Here is a 19517-nt window from a genome sequence, read left to right as displayed (position 1 = left end):
ATCGCCTTCTTCTATAATGGGTTGCGGCCACGATAGACTTCATACATTAGCAAGCCTGCAGCCACACCAGCGTTTAAGCTTTGAACGTGTCCAGTCATTGGAATCGTTAATAATTCATCCACTTCTTTATGAAGACCTTGACTCATGCCACGACCTTCATTTCCGATGATTAAGGCAATTGCGCCTTGTGTATTCCAGCGACGATAATCCGTCCCAGACATATCTGTACCAAAAATCCAAAATTGATTCTCTTTTAGCGTTGCAATACTTTGCGCTAGATTCGTTACACGAGCCACTGGAATATGTTCCACGGCCCCTGTTGATGCTTTGGTTACGGTTGGTGTAATTCCCACTGCACGATGTTTCGGAATGATAATACCGTCCACGCCTGTCGCATCAGCAGTTCGCAAAATTGAGCCAAAGTTATGTGGGTCCTCTAGACTGTCTAAAATTAGGAAAAATGGTGTTGCTGTCTTTTCTTTTGTTTGTTCCAATAATTCTTCTAAAGTTAAATATTGATACGCCGTGATTGCTAAAACCATGCCTTGATGCACGCCGTGATCACTCATCGTATCTAATTTTGCTTTAGGCACCCATTTAACTGGAACAGCCTGTTCTTTCGCTGCTTGTTTTAATTGCTCAATTTTCTCGCCACGAGCATCTTCTTGTAAAAACAATTTATTCCCGCGTCCTTGCTGCAACGCCTCAACAGTGGCATGGAAACCAAAGACAAAGTTATCTGCTAGCTCTTCTGAGGTTCCATCAGCACCTGCTGTCGCTGGTCGTGGGTTCCGTTCTTTTGAACGCTTATCTGAACGTTCTGGACGTTTCTTACCTTTTTTAAAAGGACGAGATTTTTCATTTTTCATTGGTTTCACCTACTTTCTTGATACACCAGTTAATTAATTCTTCTAAACGTTCTTTTTGTTGTGTTAAATGTAAATAACCCATCAAGGATTCGAAACCGGTCGCTACCCGATAGGTCGTCACATCAGCATTTTTGGCAAAGGTGTGACTTTTAGCATTCCGACCGCGTTTGTACATCACTTCTTCTTCCTCCGTTAGCATTTCTCCCGCTAACATCGCTTGCATTAAGCTTGCTTGGGCTTTTGCTGACACGTAGTGTGTCGCCATGCGATGCAAAACATTCGGTTTCGTTTGTCCTAAGGAAACTAAATAATCACGAATGTAAATTTCATAAATCGCATCGCCAACATAGGCCAAAGCTAAACCGTTTAATTGTTTGTAATCTCTCATTCACTTCTTCTCCATCTCGTTCCTTGCGGAGTATCTTCTAAAACAATGCCTTGTTCTTTTAATAAATCGCGGATTTCATCACTTCGGGCAAAATCACGGTCTTTCCGTGCTTGGTTCCGTTCTTCAATTAACGCATCGACTTGTGCATCCACTAATTCTTCGTTTTTAAAGAATAAACCAAAAATAGCTAACCAGCCACTGAAAAGCTTATCCATCGCCACTAGAACTGGTTCCGAAACTGTCGCTTGTTCACTGTACTGATTCATCATCTTCGCTAATTCATAAACGACCGTAATCCCGTTAGCTGCATTGAAATCATCGTCCATTTCCGTAATAAAACGTTGTTCTAATTCGTTTAATTGAGCCAAATAGTGTTCATCCTCTGGCAAACTTGCGACCGCATCTGCTTGTCTAAAACGTAAATTTTCAAACGCATTTTTCAATTTTTGATAATTGGCTGCTGCTTCTTTTAGAGTGCTTTCGCTATAACGAATCGGGCGACGGTACTGGGTGGTGGACATAAAGAAACGTAAAATTTGCGGATCCACTTTTTGAATCATTTCATGAACAGTAATGAAGTTACCTAGGGATTTGCTCATTTTTTCATCGTCTTCACCAATTGTGACATAGCCGTTATGCATCCAGTAATTGGCAAAGGTATGGCCTGTTTTGGCTTCGCTCTGTGCAATTTCATTCTCATGGTGTGGAAATTCTAAATCTTGTCCACCACCGTGAATATCAATCGTCTCTCCCAAGTGTTTTGTCGCCATGACAGAGCATTCAATATGCCAGCCGGGACGTCCTTTCCCCCAAGGAGAATCCCAAGAAATTTCATCTTCTTTGGCACTTTTCCAAAGAGCAAAATCCAATGGGTCTTCTTTTAATTGTTGTTCAACGCCAGTTCGTTGACTTGCCCCCACTTCTAATTCATCAATCGATTGATGGCTTAATTTACCATAATTAGGGAATTTACGGGTGCGATAATACACATCACCTGCGACCTCATAAGCAAAACCTTTTTCAATTAAAACGTCGATAAAAGCTAAGATATCAGGCATGTGGTCCATCACCCGGGGATGTAGCGTTGCTGGCTGGACATTCAATGCTTGCGTGTCTTCTTCAAAGGCTTTGATAAAACGCTCCGCCACTTCCGGCGCAGTAATTTTCAATTCTTTAGCTGCCTTGATAATTTTATCATCGACATCTGTAAAGTTCGAGACATAATTCACTTCATACCCACGATATTCAAAATAACGACGAATCGTATCAAAGGCGATCGCACTGCGCGCATTACCGATATGGATATAGTTATACACGGTTGGTCCGCAGACATACATCCGAACTTTATGCGCCTCAATTGGCGTAAATACTTCTTTTTCTCTGGTCAATGTATTATAAATTTTAATCATGCCCTTTTTCCACCTTTCTTCCATTTAGACGAACGACTTTCGCAGGAACACCCACAGCTGTGGCATCTGCTGGGATGTCTGAAATAACAACAGCACCCGCCCCAATTTTTGAACGTTCACCAATCACAACTGGCCCTAAAATTTGAGCTCGTGCCGAAATCATCGCTCCTTTTTTCACTGTTGGATGGCGTTTACCCGTATCACGACCGGTCCCACCTAACGTCACTCCGTGAAACAAAACAACATCTTCTTCTATTTCCGCGGTTTCCCCAATCACAATGCCCATGCCGTGATCGATAAAAACTCCCGCTCCAATTGTGGCTCCGGGATGAATTTCTACGCCCGTTATGAAACGCCAAAATTGTGCATGAATCTTCGCCAACAAAAACAACTGATGCCTATATAAGAAATGAGACAAGCGATGCCAAAACAGGGCGTGCAAGCCAGGATACGTTAAAAGAACTTCTAGTGTGGTCCGCGCTGCAGGATCGTTTCTTTTAACAGCTGCGACGCTACGTTTCAACCAACTCATAGGGTGAACTCCTTTCTACTATACAAAAATAAAAAACGTCTTTTAAGCAACAAAAAAACGTTGCTTAAAAGACGCCCATGCGTGGTTCCACTTTTCTTCACAAGAACTAGCTCTTGCCTCGATACAGTTAACGCCTGCCGACGTCTTCGGTTACTTTTTTCACCAAAGCCACTCATAGATGCATTTCGACAAAAGATGCTCGCTGTTCTCACCACCCACAGCGTCTCTGAAATCCATCTGATTGTCTACTTCTTCTATTCTTTGTGTTTTTATAACACTTTATTTAAATGATCTAATGCTTTTTCTTTGCCTAATAATTCGATGGTTTCGCCTAATTCAGGACCATGCATTTGTCCAGAAACAGCAATTCGAATTGGCATAAACAAGTTTTTGCCTTTAACGCCGGTTTCTTTTTGGACGGCTTTAATCGCTGCTTTAATACTTGGGACATCGAAAACGTCCAAGGCTTCTAATTGTTCTTTAAACGCATGTAACACAGTTGGCACTGTTTCTCCTTGCAAGAATTCTTTCGCAGCATCATCTAAAACTGGATGTTCATTAAAGAACAAGTTTGATAGTTCCACAATTTCAGCTGCATAACTCATTTGTGGTTGATACAAGCTAACTAATTGTTTTAACCATTCGATTTTTTTAGGAGATGGATTTTCTTCAACACGACCGTCAGCGACTAAATAAGGAATACACATATCTGTTAGTTCACCTAAGTCCATTTGTTTCATGTATTGATTGTTAATCCATTCTAATTTTTTCGCATCAAAGGCCGCTGGTGACTTGCTTAAGCGTTGTTCATCAAACAATTTAATCAAGTCTTCTTGTGAGAAGATTTCTTCTTCGCCAACAGGAGACCATCCTAGTAAAGCAATAAAGTTGAACATGGCTTCTGGTAAGTAACCTAATTCACGGTATTGTTCAATAAATTGTAAAATTGTTTCATCACGTTTGCTCAATTTTTTGCCAGTTTCTGAATTAATGATTAAGGTCATATGGCCAAAGACAGGTGGTGTCCATTCAAACGCTTCGTAAATCATTAATTGTTTTGGTGTGTTCGCAATGTGATCATCGCCACGTAAAACATGAGAAATTTTCATTAAGTGATCATCTACTGCAACGGCAAAGTTATACGTTGGCATCCCATCGCGTTTTTGGATGACAAAATCGCCACCAATGTTATCTGACTCAAAAGTAATTTCACCTTTCACGATGTCATCAAATTTGTATTCTGTGTTACGTGGCACACGGAAGCGAATCACTGGTTCTAGACCAGCCGCTTCTTTGGCTGCTTGTTCAGAAGGTGTTAAATTCGCACAAGTGCCTGCGTAGTGAGGCATTTCCCCACGAGCTTGTTGTGCTTCACGTTCTGTTTCTAATTCTTCTGGCGTACAATAACACTTATACGCACGATTGCTGCTTAATAATTGATCAATCAATGGTTGGTAAATTTCTTTACGTTCTGATTGACGATATGGACCATATTCTCCCGGATGAGCAGGTGATTCATCCCATTCCATCCCTAACCATGCTAAGTTTTCCAACTGACTTTTCTCGCCGTCTTCGATGTTCCGTTTTTGGTCGGTATCCTCGATACGAATGATAAATTCTCCGTCATTGTGGCGGGCAAATAAGTAGTTAAATAATGCTGTTCTTGCATTCCCAATGTGCAAGTGTCCAGTTGGACTTGGTGCGTAACGCACACGAACTTTCGTCATGTTCATTCCTCTTTCCATTTTTTAAAAACAGACGGTTTAACGTCGTTTTCAGTTATTTTTCCAATAAAGCAACGGCAATTGCGCCGATTCCTTCTTTTTTACCAACAAAGCCCATCGTTTCCATGGTCGTTGCCTTAATGTTCACTTGTGTGACCGCTAAGTGGCAACTCGCGGCTAGATTCTTTTTCATCTCTGCCAAGTATGGGCTCATCTTTGGCTCTTCCGCTAAAATTGTACAATCAATATTGCCAATAGTAAAGCCCGACCGCCCAACTTTTTCATTTACTTTTGTTAATAAGTTTACAGAATTCGCATTTTTGAACTGCGGATCGGTTTCGGGAAACAGTTGCCCAATATCACCCAGACCAGCGGCACCAAGGATTGCATCAATAATTGCATGTGTTAAAACATCGGCATCTGAGTGACCTAACAGACCTTTTTCATAAGGAAGAGTAACCCCACCAATAATTAAAGGTCGTTGCGGAACTAATTGATGAACATCAAAACCTTGACCGATTCGAATCATACTAAGTCCTCACTTTGCTTAATTTTTATCGTTTTTAGGATGGTTATCCTTGCGATCATTAATCCCGCGACCCGCGTGCGCCGGTTTGGCAAAAATCATACGCCCAGCTGCGGTTTGTAAAGCACTTGTGACGACCACTTCGATTTGCTCATTCATGTAATGCTGGCCATCTTCTACCACAACCATTGTGCCATCATCTAAGTAAGCGACCCCTTGTTGACGCTCTGTTCCGGCCTTTACAACCATCACATTCATCGTTTCACCTGGAATCACCACTGGTTTCACAGCATTAGCTAAAGCATTAATGTTTAAAACAGGCACATTTTGAAATTCAGAGACTTTATTTAAGTTGTAGTCATTGGTCACAACCACGCCATCTAATAATTTTGCTAATTTGATTAATTTACTGTCTACTTCAGAGATATCCTCGAAATCTCCGTCGTACATCTCAACGGAGATACCTTCTTCTTTTTGTAAAGCATTTAAAATATCTAAGCCACGACGACCTCTCACCCGTTTTAAACTGTCTCCAGAATCAGCAATGTATTGTAATTCATATAAAACAAAGTTAGGGATGAGCAAAACACCTTCTAAAAAGCCCGTTTTCGCGATATCGTAGATTCTGCCATCAATGATGACGCTGGTGTCTAAAATTTTGTATTTATGGAAGTTGTCTTCCACTTTACGTTCCAACATTTGTCCTTCGGTGTCTTCCGTATTTGCTTTCTTTTGGCGAGGTGTGAAAACTTTTTTCCACTCCTCAATCCGTGTTGTTCCCATTCGGAAACCTAAGTAACCCAGAATAATCATAACTAGAATTGGTAGTAAACTATTCACGACAGGAATTTGTAAGTTGTACATTGGAATGGAGATAATGACGCCAATTGTTAAACCAATGATGGCACCAATACTTCCAAATAATAAATAGGTTAAACTCATTTCATTTAAAGCTGCTTCGATTTTTTTGACAGCGGAAACAATATACTTTGCTAACCCTAAAGATAAAATAAAGAAAATAATTGCACCGATTAATCCGTTCGTAAAGTTATTGTTTAACCAACTGTTATTGCCTTGCTTAGCCATTTCCCAAGCCATTGGGAAAAGAGAAATTCCTAAACTTGCACCAGCAATGATCATCAGCAACGTGATGATTCGTTTTTGCATATAGCCATCCTCCTCGTTTATTTAATAAAGACGTCTAGTGTTGTGGGGCGTACAAAAATCATACGCCACCAACAACCTAAACGGATTATTTCTACTTTCATTATTTAAAAACTTTTCTTAACGTTTCACCAATTGTTGAAACGCCAATAATTTCAATACCTTCAGGCGCTTCCCAGCCACCAAGGTTATTTTTAGGGACATAGACTTTTGTAAAGCCTAGTTTTTGCGCTTCACGCACTCGTTGTTCAATACTATTCACGCGGCGAATTTCACCAGTTAAACCAATCTCACCAATGAAACATTCCGAAGATGAGGTTCCTTTTTCTTTATAGCTAGAAGCAATACTGATTGCTAACGCTAAATCAATAGCTGGTTCATTAATTTTGACTCCACCAGCCGCTTTTAGATACGCATCCTGGTTTTGTAATAAAAGGCCTGCCCGTTTTTCTAAAACCGCCATGATTAAAGAAACGCGATTAAAGTCCAACCCGGTGGTCGTTCGCTTGGCATTGCCAAACATCGTTGGGGTAACTAACGCTTGGATTTCCACCAAAATGGGGCGTGAACCTTCCATTGCTACCACAATTGAAGATCCGGTGGCTCCTTCTAAACGTTCTTCTAAAAAGACCTGAGAAGGATTCATAACTTCAACCAATCCATGTGTCTGCATTTCAAAAATACCAATCTCATTCGTTGAGCCAAACCGATTTTTGACAGCCCGTAAGATTCTAAAGGTGTGATGCTTATCTCCTTCAAAATAAAGAACCGTGTCTACCATATGTTCCAACATCCGTGGCCCTGCGATAGACCCTTCCTTCGTTACGTGTCCGACAATAAAAATGGCAATCCCATTCGTTTTTGCCAGTTTCAATAATTCGGCAGTTGTTTCTCGGACTTGACTGACACTACCAGCAACGCTGGTAACATCTGGCTGCGTCATTGTTTGAATCGAGTCAATAATGACATAGTCTGGTTCTAATTTTTCAATGGCTCGTGATATTTCGTGCATATCTGTTTCTGCGTATAAGTAAAATGTCTCGTTGACGGTGCCTAAACGCTCCGCTCGCAATTTAATTTGCTCAGCACTTTCTTCACCAGAAACATATAAAACCGTGCCACCTGTGGCTGCTAATTGTTGCGATACTTGTAAGAGCAATGTTGACTTACCAATTCCGGGATCGCCACCGATTAAAACTAATGAACCTGGAACAACGCCACCACCTAAAACCCGATTCAGCTCCACTAATTCAGTTTTTACACGCGGCTCTTTTTTAGGTACGACTTCAGATAGCCGTTGTGGTTGTGTCTTTTTACCAGTCAAACTTACTCTAGCACGACGATCAGAAGTATCTTGAATAACCTCTTCCACCATCGAATTCCATTGTCCGCAATTAGGACAGCGGCCGAGATATTTTGGAGACACATACCCACAGCTTTGACATTCAAATTGAACTTTTGCTTTTTTTGCCATGTAGAATCTCCTTATCTGTTGTTTATTTTAACATTTATTAAATGGTTTGAATAACGTTGCCTACTGAAAAAATGGGCTTTATTTTTGTCCAGACGAACCAAAACCGCCCGTTCTTTCTGCCTCGACTTGGTCATCATCCGCTAATAAAAACGGCTTAAAAATCCCTTGGCCAATTCGTTCACCTTTTTCAATGACAACATCTTCATATCCAAAGTTTAAAAATTGGAACATGATATGTCCTTCGTTATTCTCGTTATTATAATAATCACTGTCAATGACTCCGACACCATTCGCTAAAAGTAGGAATCGTTTTAGCGGGTTCGAAGAACGACTTACCAATTCTAAATATTCAGAATCAGGCATATACGCCTTAATTCCTGTTTTAACTAAAATTGGTTTGGGATTTTCTCCAGCTTGTTGTAACTTCCAAAGACTTGGTACAACGACCGTTTCGGCTGCTTGAAAATCATACCCCGCGGCACCTTTTGTTGCTCGTTGTGGGACACTCAAGCCCTCTTCTTGATACTTAGAAATAATCTCAAAACCACGTTGTTTCATATTCATTCTCCCCTACTGTCTAAACTACTCCTATTTTACCATAATCTCTGATACTCTGGTTGTTTTTAGTAAGTTTCTCATTTCTAAAAGCCCAGTTAATCTAGACTACGCAAAAAAGAGGAGAATTTTTGTTTATTTTCCTTCTTTTAGTCTATCATCTTCTCTTAAAATAAACAGACCAAATCCCAAAAAGTCCCAAGATTCCCTCAAAAAGTTCACACTTTCATTAAACTTTCTTTACTATTCATTATTTAGCACTTTCTAGTAGCCGCTGATTTTGTTATAATGAGTGTCAAATTTTACTGTAAAAAGAAACGAGGCACTTATGAGAAACAAACTCCAACAGGCCAAACGAATTGTGATCAAAGTCGGAACCAGTTCTCTGATTTATCCCAATGGCAATATTAACTTAAAAGCAATTGATCAATTAGCCTTTACTTTGAGTGATTTAAGCAACCAAGGCAAAGAAATTATTTTAGTTTCTTCTGGCGCAATTGGTGTCGGACTGAATAAATTAAATCTATCTGTACGCCCAACGACAATTCCCGAACAACAGGCTGTCGCTGCAGTCGGCCAAGCAGAATTAATGAACATTTATAATCAGCGGTTTTCAACCTATAGCCAACAAATGGCACAAGTTTTATTAACTCGTGATGTTATTGAATATCCTGAAAGTCGCAATAATGTTACCAATACTTTTGAACAACTGTTAAAAATGAATATTATTCCTATCGTCAATGAAAATGATACTGTCGCAATTGAAGAATTGGATCACTTAACCAAGTTCGGGGATAACGATCAATTGTCTGCCATTGTCTGCCAAATTGTTCAAGCTGACTTGTTAGTTATGTTATCAGATATTGATGGTTTCTTTTCAGACAACCCTACTGTCAACAAAGAAGCCACGTTATTTTCTGAAATCAATGAAATTAATGAAGACTTGTTCCAATTAGCCGGTGGTAAGGGGAGCCGCTTTGGCACTGGTGGGATGTCTAGTAAATTAAAAGCCGCTGAACGTGTGTTAGCTAATCAACAGGCGATGATTTTAGCAAACGGAAAACAACCAAAAATCATCTTTGAAATTTTAGAAGGAAAAGATATCGGTACGTTATTTATTAAAGGAGGGCATGAAAGTGACTGATTTAAAGCAACTAGGGCAACAAGCTAAAGAAGCCTCTTATACGCTAGGCTTGATGGATACTCGTCAAAAAAATACTTTGTTAAACAAAATGGCCGCAGCCATTGAAGCCAATGCACCCCGCATTTTACAAGCAAACGCATTAGATTTAGAGCAAGCCGCTACCCACGGAATTTCTGAAACAATGCAAGACCGCTTACGTTTAACAGAAGAACGGATCACAGCGATGGCCGAGGGCATACGCCAAGTCGCTACTTTACCCGATCCAATTGGGGAAGTAGATAAAATGTGGCGCAATGAAGCGGGGCTGTTAATTGGGCAACAACGCGTGCCTTTAGGTGTTATTGGAATCATTTATGAATCGCGGCCAAACGTGACAACAGATGCCGCTAGCCTTTGTTTCAAATCAGGAAATGCTGTTATTCTTCGAGGCGGAAAAGAAGCGTTTCACTCCAATCAGATATTGGTGACAATTTTACAAGAAGCGCTAATCCAAGAAGCCGTTTCTCCCCATCTCATTCAATTTGTTGATGATACTTCTAGAGAAACAGCCCAACAACTTATGCGCTTAAATGACTACTTGGATGTCCTCATTCCACGTGGCGGCGCCAACTTAATCAAAACTGTTTTGACAACAGCCACTGTTCCTGTTATTGAAACAGGCACAGGCAATTGTCATATTTACGTGGACAAAGACGCCCAGTTAACAATGGCAACTGAAATTATTGTCAATGCTAAATGTCAACGTCCTTCTGTCTGTAACGCCGCCGAAACGTTATTAATTCATCAAGAGGTGGCTGAAGCCTTTTTACCAACAATTGAAAAAGCCTTGAAGGAGTTTCACGTGGAACTTCGGGCAGATGAACGTGCGTTAGCAATTTTTGAAGAAGCCATTCCAGCGACTGAACAAGATTGGGAAACGGAATTTCTCGACTTTATCTTAGCAGTGAAAGTCGTTGATTCTTTGGACGAAGCCATCCAGCATATTAATCGCTACAATACAAAACATTCTGAAAGTATTATTAGTGATAATTACTTTGCCACACAACAATTTTTACAACAAGTGGATGCAGCCGCTGTTTATGCGAATGCTTCAACTCGTTTCACGGACGGTTTTGAATTTGGATTTGGCGCCGAAATCGGCATTAGTACGCAAAAATTACATGCCCGTGGACCTATGGGCTTAGCAGAGCTTACTTCGACAAAATATGTTATTTATGGAAATGGGCAAGCACGTTCTTAGAAAGAAAAACCCTTGATTTAAAAATCAAGGGTTTTTCTTTCTCCTCTCCAATGTGCATCTTTACACATGGAATTGTTCACAGTCCCACAATCTATTCTTGATATTTTTTTTGAATCCTCATTATACTTTCTACATATGCTTGTTTCACTTGGACTGGCTCTAAAATTGTCACTTCTTCACCAAAGCCCATAAAATAGTTGGCTAAAAATTGTGTTTCTGTTGGATGAATCTGTCCAACTAAAAAACACTGCGTGGGCGTTTCTTCCAACTGAATATTGTCAAAGCGATGTTTATAAAAAAATTCTTTGCCTTTTTCTGTAATGATTGCTTTAAATGGAATCGTACGTGCCGTCGTTTGTTGATGGCGATACGATTCTTTCAGTTCTTCAGTCGTAAAATCCAGTGTTTGGTTTAACTGCTGAATAGCCTCCATAAAATCACAGCGGTAAGTACGCCAAGCCTTTTTAGTCACATCATAGCCTGAACAATACCAATACCCTTCTAAAATAGTTAACCGGGTTGGTAAGATTTTTTTCGTTGTTGCTTCATATCTGGTATAGTTAAACTGAATTACTTGTTGCGCCAAAATACAATGAAACAGCTGCTCTAAATTGCCTGGTGCTTCTACTTGTTCAATTCCTTCGTAATAGACGACCTTACTCATTTGACTGATTTTAAATTGGGTTGGTTCATCTAAAGAATGCAATAATTTTTGCTTAATTTGCTGATAGGAATGACCAAACGGTGACTCTGCGACTAATTTCAGTAATTGTAACGAAAAAAAGATCGCTAACACTTCATTTTCGTTAAAATAAATCGGCGGCAACAACGGTTTGTTTAAAACTCGATAGCCACCATAACGACCATTCTCCACATATAGCGGCACGCCTAAATTTTCCAAAGCTTCAATATCCCGCAAAGCTGTGCTTTTAGAAATCCCAAAAGTTTTCATTAACTGATTTAAATTAAACTGAGGATGGGTTCTCAAGAAAAAAAGTTCCTGATTTAAACGTTCTGATTTTTTCATTTTTCCCTCCATCGGTGTCACTTTTTGACACCTTTTATTGTTATGCTTATCTTATCAATCTTAGGAGGTTCAAACAATGAAAAACACACAATTTGCCCTTTTTATGGTCTTAAATGGACGAGCAACGGAAGCCTTGACGTTTTACCAAGAAGCCTTTGCTGGTGATATTCTTTTTAAAATTACTAATCAAGAATTTAAAGAGCGTTTAAATCCTTCTTTGACCATTCCCGCTGGCGAAGAACACTGGCTTTCTCACTCGATTTTACAAATGGACACTTTTCAATTACAACTAGCTGATAATCCTTTGTTTGCAGGAATGAATACCACGCCCACAGAACAATTGACCCTCAGCTTAACCGTCGACAGCCGTCACTCTGCCAAAACAATTTTTGAAAAACTCACGCGCCATCCCGAATCCTGTATTATCCAAGAACCAATTGAAAATGAATTTGCAACGTTTTATGCGATTGTGAAAGATCCTTTTGGTTTAGTCACTCAAATTACTCATGAAAAACAAGCAGATCCTACCAAGAAAGGAAGTTAGCCGAAGAATGCGAACCTATGAATCAAAAGAAGCCTTGATTGAGGCCATTCAAATAGCTTCACAAAAATATTTAGCTGAATTTGCAGAAATTCCTGAAACACTTAAAGATCACCGAATTGAAACAGTAGCTAAAACACCTTCAGAGAACTTAGCCTATCAATTAGGTTGGCTCAACTTGCTGCTTTCTTGGGAAGAACAAGAACAACGTGGTCTGACCGTTCAAACGCCAGCTGAAGGCTATAAATGGAATCAACTGGGCTCTCTCTATCAATCATTTTATCAAACCTATGGACAAATGAGTTTAGAAAGTCAGCTGATTGTGTTGCAAGACACCTTAGAAAAATTACTTCATTGGATTGACTCGCTTTCCGAAGACGAATTATTTTTACCTCAACAACGGGCTTGGGCGACTACCAAAGCACAATGGCCTCTTTGGAAATGGATTCACATTAATAGCGTTGCCCCTTTTACTAGTTTCCGAACGCAAATTCGCAAATGGAAAAAAGCGTGTCTTTAAAAAGTTATCCACATTTTTTCAAAAAAAGCTTGACAAGCATTTTTAAATTCTCCACAGAAAACTTTGTGGATGAAATTTCTTGTTTTTTCCAAAAAACTTTTCCACAGTGCTTATTTGTTCGACATTAAATCCTTGTAAATTCTAGAAAAAAGAAGATGAAAACGTTGTTTTAATAACGTTTTCATCTTCTTTCAACTTTAGGGGCTCCTTCACTTTTAGCAAGCAGCCCTTCTGAACTTACGTCTATTTTTTTTAGCAACTCGAAAACTTATCCTTGTGGATAAACCGAGATAAAAAGCTTTTTTGTGGTTTTCAACAGAGTTATGCACAAAGTTATCCACAGGGTGTTTTCAGCAATTTTTCGGAGAATATTCGTTGTTTTAATCTGGTGATTTAGCATTTGAATGTCAATCCCTTACTCCTAATTCTTCTTCACTCCACCCTTAGGATCCTAATAAAATTTTAAAGTTTTTCTTCTATTGGTACATCAAATAAAGAGTATGATAAACTATAGGTACTTTCGAAAAATCAGGTGAGGTTATTTATGAAAAATAAAAGTAGGCAGTTTTTAAAAAACAACTGGCCTTATATGTTAGCCAGTTTCTTCATTCCATTTTTAATTATGGCAATTATCTATTTGAGTATTGGGATTTATCCAGGAAGTAGTCGCAGTGTTTTAGCCAGCGATGCCTTTTCTCAATTTTCAAATTTTCACGCAAGCTTTAACAATGTTCTTCATGGAAAACAAAGTCTTTTCTATACGTGGAATGCTTCTTTGGGACTAAACTACTTGTCCTTAATTTCCTATTATCTTGGTGGCTTATTTACGCCGCTCGTCTTTTTCTTTAACAATCAAAACATGCCTGATGCGCTCTATTTCCTAACGTTGTTGAAAATTGGGAGTGCTGGCTTGAGTTTTTGGTTCTTGGCAAAACAAACCTTTAAGATTCCTAAATGGTCCCATGTGACTTTAAGTGTGTCTTATGCGCTAATGTCCTTCATTGTGGCCCATTCAGAATTAATTATGTGGTTGGATGCCTTTATTTATCTGCCACTCGTAATTTTAGGAATTCATCGTTTAATGGACCAACGAAAACCGACATTATTGTTTGTCAGTTATTTCTTGCTTTTCATTACAAATTATTATTTTGGCTTTATGATTGGGTTGTTTTCCTTCCTGTACTATTTTGCACGAACGTTTACAGACTGGCAACGATATAAATCTCGAATCGTTGCGTATTTTACTACTTCTCTTTTAGCTGGTGGAGCATCCATGATTATGGTCTTACCTGCTGTCTTAGATTTACGAACCAATGGTGAAACTCTTTCTGAAATTACAACCTTTAAAACAGAAGCGACTGCCTTTTTAGATATTATTATGAAAAATATGATTGGCGTTTACGATACAACCAAATATGGGTCCATTCCTTTTATTTACATTGGGTTGTTGCCTTTGATTTTTTGTCTCTTCTATTTCGTTACAAAAGAAATTCCATTGAAAAACAAACTACTTTTTGGCAGTTTGTTTGTCCTATTGATTGCTAGCTTTTACATCACGCCCTTAAATTTATTCTGGCACGGTATGCATGCGCCGAACATGTTTCTTTTCCGCTATAGTTTCCTCTTTTCATTCCTAGTTATTTTGCTTGCAGGTTATGGTTGGGAGAAATTTGAAAAGGATGATCTCGGCGTCTTAAGCGGCTTGATTTTGATTCTTTTAGCAATTTTTGCTCTTGCAATGGGCACAAAAGGTGCTACTAGTTATACGTATGTGACTTTAACCTCTTTCGTATTAACAGCAACTTTTTTACTATTATACTTTTTCGGAATTGCTTTTTATCAATTGAAAAAAGCGCCTATGCAATACTTAGTGATTTTGTTATTGCTGCTCGTTTCTGGTGAAGCAATCATTAACACACGGGCGATGGTCACTGGTATTTTAGATGATTGGAACTACGCATCACGTAGTTTGTATTCTGAACCTTATCCTGACTTAAAAAATCTAGTCGATCAAACAAAAAAAGAAAATGATACTTTTTATCGCTTGGAAAATTTAAATGGTGTTTCGGCCAATGACGGCATTAACTATGGCTACAGTGGCATTAGCATGTTTTCTTCCGTACGGAACCGACATTCTTCAACATACCTAAACGCCTTAGGTTTCCGCTCACGAGGCACGAATTTAAATATTCGTTACCAAAATAATACCTTGTTAATGGATGCTTTGATGGGCATTAAATACAATATTGCTGAAAATAATCCAATGAAATTCGGCTTTGAACGACAAGCAGCTGCTGGTAAATATCAGCTTTATCGTAACGAAAATGCTTTGCCGTTAGGATTTTTAGCAGACAAAGAGATTTACAATGTTCGGCAACCTCTCAATGATAATTTAGGTAGTCAAACAAATTTACTAAATGCTTTAGCCAATACCAATGAACGGTATTTTACCTTTTATCAACCAACGATGACGCTTCAAAATAACGTGACAATTACGCAAAATACAGCTGGCGTAACTTTTACGGAGAAACAACATAACGTAGCCAAAGAGATTTCTTATACAGTCAATGTGCCCGCCAATACGCAAGCTTATTTGAGTTTATTCCCAACGGATTTTGCTCAATTGGAAAGTTCCACTGCGACGGTCACCGTGAACGGCTCAAGTCAGCAATCACAAATTGGCATTACTGGCCAATATTATAACTTAGGTTACTATCCCAAAGATACAACCGTTAACTTCAAAGTAAGTTTTTATGGAACCAAAGCAGTAAGTTTTGTTCAGCCGCAAGTGGTTGGCTTAAATACCAATGCATTTGAAAAAGCCATTTCCGCCGTGCAAGAAAAAGGCGTTGATTTAACAACTGGCAAACGCTCTGCTTCAGGTACCTTTACCGCCGACAAAGATCAAGTACTCGTCACTACAATTCCTTATGACAAAGGTTGGCGTGTCAAAATTGATGGCAAAAAAGTTACCCCAAAAGCCTTTAAAGATGCCTTTCTAAGCGTTCCTGTCAGCGCTGGAACCCATACTATTCAGTTCTCTTATTTACCAGAAGGATTGATTCCTGGCATCGTGTTATTCGTTCTATGTACTGGTGGTTTCGTTGCCTACGTAACCTTGATTCCTGCTAGACGAAACCGTAAAAAAGAAGACAAATAAAAAATCACGCGATGGCTAAGTCATCGCGTGATTTTTTTAAATTTCAGTCATTGCTTCTTCCACAAGCGAAACACTTTGATGTCTTCCTTTCGTAATCAACAAGGAAAGTTGCACAAAAGCAAAGAGTACGCTGGTCCGCTTAGGATAAGCAAAATAACGTGGTTGCCAACTAGTGACATATTGTTCTTTGCGCTTGCGTGTATCTTGAAACGCATAAATTTGATAACTATACTTGTAAAAAATATTAACAAAGCGTTCTTTTAAGAAAGAGTACTTGCTCTCCCCTACGTTAGCCAACGGCGCCATCCCAATATCAATTAATTGATAGCCCTGCTGTTGATAGGTTTCAATAAAATGAGTGAACAAATATTCTCTAGTAAAAGCAGGTGCGTCTGAACGAATACGTAACAAATCATAAGAAATACTTTTGCCTTTTTCCATTTCTTTTCCCGTAATGAAACCGATGACCGTTTGTTTCTGTCTCACCAAGCCCACGCTACTGCATTTCAAGTACTCGGGATCCAACCGTCCACCAATAAAGTAGCGCTCTTTTTGATTCCGTGACCAGTCCGCAGAAACTCGTTCTAACTCTTGATATAAGGCATCACTAATCGTTTCGGGATAAAATTCAAACTGAAAATCCGCTGCTTCTGCTGCTATTTTTTCAGTCACTGTTTCCGTCCAGGCTGTTTGATTCACTGTTGACGGCTCATCAAATTGAATCAAGCCTTCTTCCCCAACTTTCATAAATTCAAAGCCGCAATCGTGAAGATTCATAACATATTCTTCCGAAATACGATAAAAAACTAATTGATAGCCTAACAAATCAGCTTGATCCATAAACGCCAGTGTCGCCGCTGTCCATTTCTCTCGTTGCCCAATCGGATCCGCCAAGACAAAGCATTTATTAAACTTCATTTGAAACCCAAAAAGTACTTGATCTTCGCCTTCTTCTTGGTAATAAAAATGACCATAATCCTTTAAATACAAAAATTGACTGCCTTCGTTGCCACCAAATTTTTCCAAAAAGCGTGTCAACCGCGCTTCCTCAAACCCCTCACCTAAAGTAACAGTTGTTTCGGCTAAATATTGATACAAAAAGAATAAACCAATCAAGGAAATACTTAAACCAATCAATCCGTTAAACCAAACATCATCTGACGGAAACAACAAAAAGTGATTGATAACTTGATTGCCACCAGCTGGTCGTGCGGCGTAATAGCCAGCAACCGCATAACCGATAAACAAGCAGCCAAACAAAATACTATCTACCGTTAAAGCGCCCCATGAATAAACGAACTTTTCACGATAAAATTCTTTACGAGCCAAAATAACCGCCAATAAAATAACGGCATAAACAGCAATTAACTGCCACGAAGTCGTTCGTGCCACCGTATTTACAATACAAAATCCTAGTAAAATAATTGTAGGCCAATAAGCTTTTTTCACTTTCATAGAAATGCCTCGAGCTAAACCTAATAACAAGAATCCTACAAATAAATTCAATGTTTGATCTAAAAAATTAAACGAAAAGGGAAGTAATACTTGGAATAAACGACTGACATTCGACAAATTCGTCACAGTCGACAATAGAACCATCATAATTCCTGCAAAATATAACGCCGCCACCAAAATAAAATGCGCCACTTTTTGTGAAAATAACCGAGGTAAATTATCAAAAAATTGATTGACTTTCATGCCTGCTTGTTGCAAGAACAAAATAACTCCTGTCATAAAAGGCGTCACATAATAAAACAAACGATAATACAACAACCAGACGACCGCTTGTGATCGATCAATCCCTAATTGTGACAAGCCCAAAATCATTAAGACATCAAACGTTCCCATACCACCAGGAACCATGGTCAACATCCCGATTAACGTAGCGATAACAAACATTGGGTAAACAGAAACCATCGAAACTGGCACCTGCATCAAGCGACCTATCATCAAGAAAGCAAACATCCCACCTAGCCATTGACCTAATGAAGCGCCGAATAATAGGAGCACTGCTTTTGGAAAAAATGTTTTAAACAATGTTCGCCGTTTTAAATACGTGAAAAACCAGAGCGCTGGCGCAATCAGGCTGCCCAATAATAACCAAACCCAATATTCACGAAAAACATTTTGGGTTCGAATAAAAAATAAATCAACAAACGCCACAAAAGATAAAATAGATAACCCTGAAATCAAGAACAGAGCAACTTTTGAGACCGTTGCTACAACCTTGCCCCGCGGTACATCTTTTCCGTAAAAATTAATCCGTAGCGTTGCCCCAACCACGCCGCCAAAACCCGCTAAGTTATTAATGGTATTGGTGACCCAAGCCGAAGTTAACCAATCCATTCGTTTCATTGGTGGCTTACCTTCTTTTTCCAATAATTTAACGACTACATAGTCATAAAGGAGCATCGGAATAACCCCTAATAGTCCTGCCAAGACCATACCAATTAAACGCCCCGTACTTTGTTGTTCCATCGTGGAAAAAATATCCGCCCAGGTCATGCCTTGAGCGATATGTGTCACTTGGTTAGCCACGAAAACTAATACAGAACCAAGAAAAATTAGTTTCAATAATAAACTGTGTTCTTTCAACCACTGCGTTAGTTGGCTAATATTTTTTTTCATCTTATAGCCTCTTTCATATCTCTTTTCTATTCATTTAACTTTCGTTTTATCGATTTTCTTCCATGGTAGCCTATTTGCTGAAAATTTTCCAGCACGGCTAGACATTTTGGCTGAATCGTATTGTTTTATTGAAAAAAAGAGTGAGAAAAAAATCTAAGACGATTTTTTCTCACTCTTTTAACTGTATTTTTTACGCCACTACTTCTGCGACAATCTCAATCTCCACCAACACATCCATCGGTAATTTAGAGATTTCAATCGTTGTGCGTGCAGGATATTCCGCACTAAAATACTCAGCATAGACTTCATTGAATGCCGTGAAATCCGCCATATTTTGTAAATAGCATGTCGTTTTGACTACATGAGCAAAATCACTACCAGCTTCTGTTAAAATCCCTTGAATATTTTTCAGTACTTGATTGGTTTGTTCTTTAATCGTTGTCCCAACCACCTTGCCTGTTTCAGGATCCAGTGGAATCTGACCAGAAGTAATCAATAAACCATTCACAATTTTTGCTTGTGAATATGGCCCAATTGCTTGTGGTGCTTGCTTTGTTTTAATTGTTTTCATTTCTTTTCCCCCAGTAAATGACAAGTTGTTACTTTTTGTTATTTT

Annotated in this window: 17 protein-coding genes and 1 other annotated feature; of the genes, 5 read left to right on the top strand and 12 right to left on the bottom strand. The window is 39.1% G+C overall.

Translation table 11 applies throughout. From position 1 onward, the window contains the following. Positions 1 to 11: 11 nt before the first annotated feature. The 9 genes from rlmB to IGJ03_RS00175 form a co-directional block, all read right to left on the bottom strand. A complete protein-coding gene (gene rlmB / locus IGJ03_RS00215) occupies positions 12 to 869 on the bottom strand; it encodes a 23S rRNA (guanosine(2251)-2'-O)-methyltransferase RlmB (RefSeq protein WP_002378685.1) in 858 nt (285 codons plus the stop codon). Further along, on the bottom strand, positions 859 to 1257 hold the full coding sequence (locus IGJ03_RS00210; RefSeq protein ID WP_002356056.1) for a Mini-ribonuclease 3: 399 nt from the start codon (positions 1255 to 1257) through the stop codon (positions 859 to 861). The genes rlmB and IGJ03_RS00210 overlap by 11 nt, the downstream gene beginning before the upstream one ends. Beyond that, positions 1254 to 2666 (bottom strand): cysteine--tRNA ligase, encoded by a 1413-nt coding sequence (cysS, locus tag IGJ03_RS00205; RefSeq protein WP_002370606.1) that lies wholly within the window; start codon positions 2664 to 2666, stop codon positions 1254 to 1256. The genes IGJ03_RS00210 and cysS overlap by 4 nt, the downstream gene beginning before the upstream one ends. After that, the gene (gene epsC, locus IGJ03_RS00200) at positions 2659 to 3198 is read right to left on the bottom strand and encodes a serine O-acetyltransferase EpsC (protein WP_002356054.1); all 540 of its coding nucleotides are present in this window, start codon (positions 3196 to 3198) and stop codon (positions 2659 to 2661) included. Before epsC ends, cysS begins: the two co-directional genes overlap by 8 nt. Positions 3199 to 3262: 64 nt before the next feature. Next, positions 3263 to 3469, bottom strand: a binding site (T-box leader). Then, on the bottom strand, positions 3468 to 4925 hold the full coding sequence (gene gltX / locus IGJ03_RS00195; RefSeq protein WP_375804829.1) for a glutamate--tRNA ligase: 1458 nt from the start codon (positions 4923 to 4925) through the stop codon (positions 3468 to 3470). It overlaps the preceding feature by 2 nt. Before the next feature lie 52 nt (positions 4926 to 4977). Further along, the gene (gene ispF, locus IGJ03_RS00190; protein WP_002359233.1) at positions 4978 to 5451 is read right to left on the bottom strand and encodes a 2-C-methyl-D-erythritol 2,4-cyclodiphosphate synthase; all 474 of its coding nucleotides are present in this window, start codon (positions 5449 to 5451) and stop codon (positions 4978 to 4980) included. Positions 5452 to 5469: 18 nt separating this feature from the next. Continuing rightward, entirely contained in the window at positions 5470 to 6615 is a 1146-nt protein-coding gene (locus IGJ03_RS00185) for a PIN/TRAM domain-containing protein (RefSeq protein ID WP_002368622.1), read from the bottom strand. Positions 6616 to 6715: 100 nt separating this feature from the next. Beyond that, the gene (gene radA / locus IGJ03_RS00180) at positions 6716 to 8086 is read right to left on the bottom strand and encodes a DNA repair protein RadA (protein WP_002356050.1); all 1371 of its coding nucleotides are present in this window, start codon (positions 8084 to 8086) and stop codon (positions 6716 to 6718) included. A 78-nt stretch (positions 8087 to 8164) separates the two neighbouring features. Continuing rightward, the gene (locus IGJ03_RS00175; protein ID WP_002361472.1) at positions 8165 to 8650 is read right to left on the bottom strand and encodes a dUTP diphosphatase; all 486 of its coding nucleotides are present in this window, start codon (positions 8648 to 8650) and stop codon (positions 8165 to 8167) included. Positions 8651 to 8969: 319 nt separating this feature from the next. Between IGJ03_RS00175 and proB the strand changes: the two genes are divergently transcribed. Together proB and IGJ03_RS00165 are read left to right on the top strand one after the other, a co-directional pair. Next, positions 8970 to 9785: a glutamate 5-kinase gene (proB, locus tag IGJ03_RS00170; protein WP_002389550.1), complete on the top strand. Its 816-nt coding sequence runs from the start codon at positions 8970 to 8972 to the stop codon at positions 9783 to 9785. Further along, positions 9772 to 11025, top strand: a complete 1254-nt coding sequence (locus IGJ03_RS00165) for a glutamate-5-semialdehyde dehydrogenase (RefSeq protein WP_002385467.1) — start codon at positions 9772 to 9774, stop codon at positions 11023 to 11025. Before proB ends, IGJ03_RS00165 begins: the two co-directional genes overlap by 14 nt. 91 nt (positions 11026 to 11116) lie before the next feature. Here IGJ03_RS00165 and IGJ03_RS00160 read toward each other — a convergent pair whose 3' ends face one another. Continuing rightward, positions 11117 to 12064 carry a helix-turn-helix transcriptional regulator gene (locus tag IGJ03_RS00160; protein ID WP_002389777.1) on the bottom strand — a complete coding sequence of 316 codons (948 nt, stop codon included), beginning with the start codon at positions 12062 to 12064 and terminating at the stop codon, positions 11117 to 11119. A gap of 64 nt (positions 12065 to 12128) precedes the next feature. Between IGJ03_RS00160 and IGJ03_RS00155 the strand changes: the two genes are divergently transcribed. The 3 genes from IGJ03_RS00155 to IGJ03_RS00145 all read left to right on the top strand — a co-directional run bounded on the left by IGJ03_RS00155 (position 12129) and on the right by IGJ03_RS00145 (position 16273). Further along, a complete protein-coding gene (locus tag IGJ03_RS00155) occupies positions 12129 to 12596 on the top strand; it encodes a VOC family protein (protein WP_010824324.1) in 468 nt (155 codons plus the stop codon). 7 nt (positions 12597 to 12603) lie between these two features. Beyond that, positions 12604 to 13113: a ClbS/DfsB family four-helix bundle protein gene (locus tag IGJ03_RS00150; protein WP_002368626.1), complete on the top strand. Its 510-nt coding sequence runs from the start codon at positions 12604 to 12606 to the stop codon at positions 13111 to 13113. Positions 13114 to 13657: 544 nt separating this feature from the next. Continuing rightward, positions 13658 to 16273: a YfhO family protein gene (locus IGJ03_RS00145; protein WP_002370603.1), complete on the top strand. Its 2616-nt coding sequence runs from the start codon at positions 13658 to 13660 to the stop codon at positions 16271 to 16273. 36 nt (positions 16274 to 16309) lie between these two features. Here IGJ03_RS00145 and mprF read toward each other — a convergent pair whose 3' ends face one another. Together mprF and IGJ03_RS00135 are read right to left on the bottom strand one after the other, a co-directional pair. Next, positions 16310 to 18901: a bifunctional lysylphosphatidylglycerol flippase/synthetase MprF gene (mprF, locus tag IGJ03_RS00140; RefSeq protein ID WP_002370602.1), complete on the bottom strand. Its 2592-nt coding sequence runs from the start codon at positions 18899 to 18901 to the stop codon at positions 16310 to 16312. 190 nt (positions 18902 to 19091) lie between these two features. After that, positions 19092 to 19472 (bottom strand): RidA family protein, encoded by a 381-nt coding sequence (locus tag IGJ03_RS00135; RefSeq protein WP_086317559.1) that lies wholly within the window; start codon positions 19470 to 19472, stop codon positions 19092 to 19094. Positions 19473 to 19517: the final 45 nt, after the last annotated feature.

It is taken from the genome of Enterococcus sp. DIV1315a, from assembly GCF_051712325.1.
Classification (GTDB): Bacteria; Bacillota; Bacilli; order Lactobacillales; family Enterococcaceae; genus Enterococcus; species Enterococcus faecalis.
Note: the sequence above shows the minus strand (reverse complement) of the source record. Positions and strands in the feature narration are given on the sequence as shown.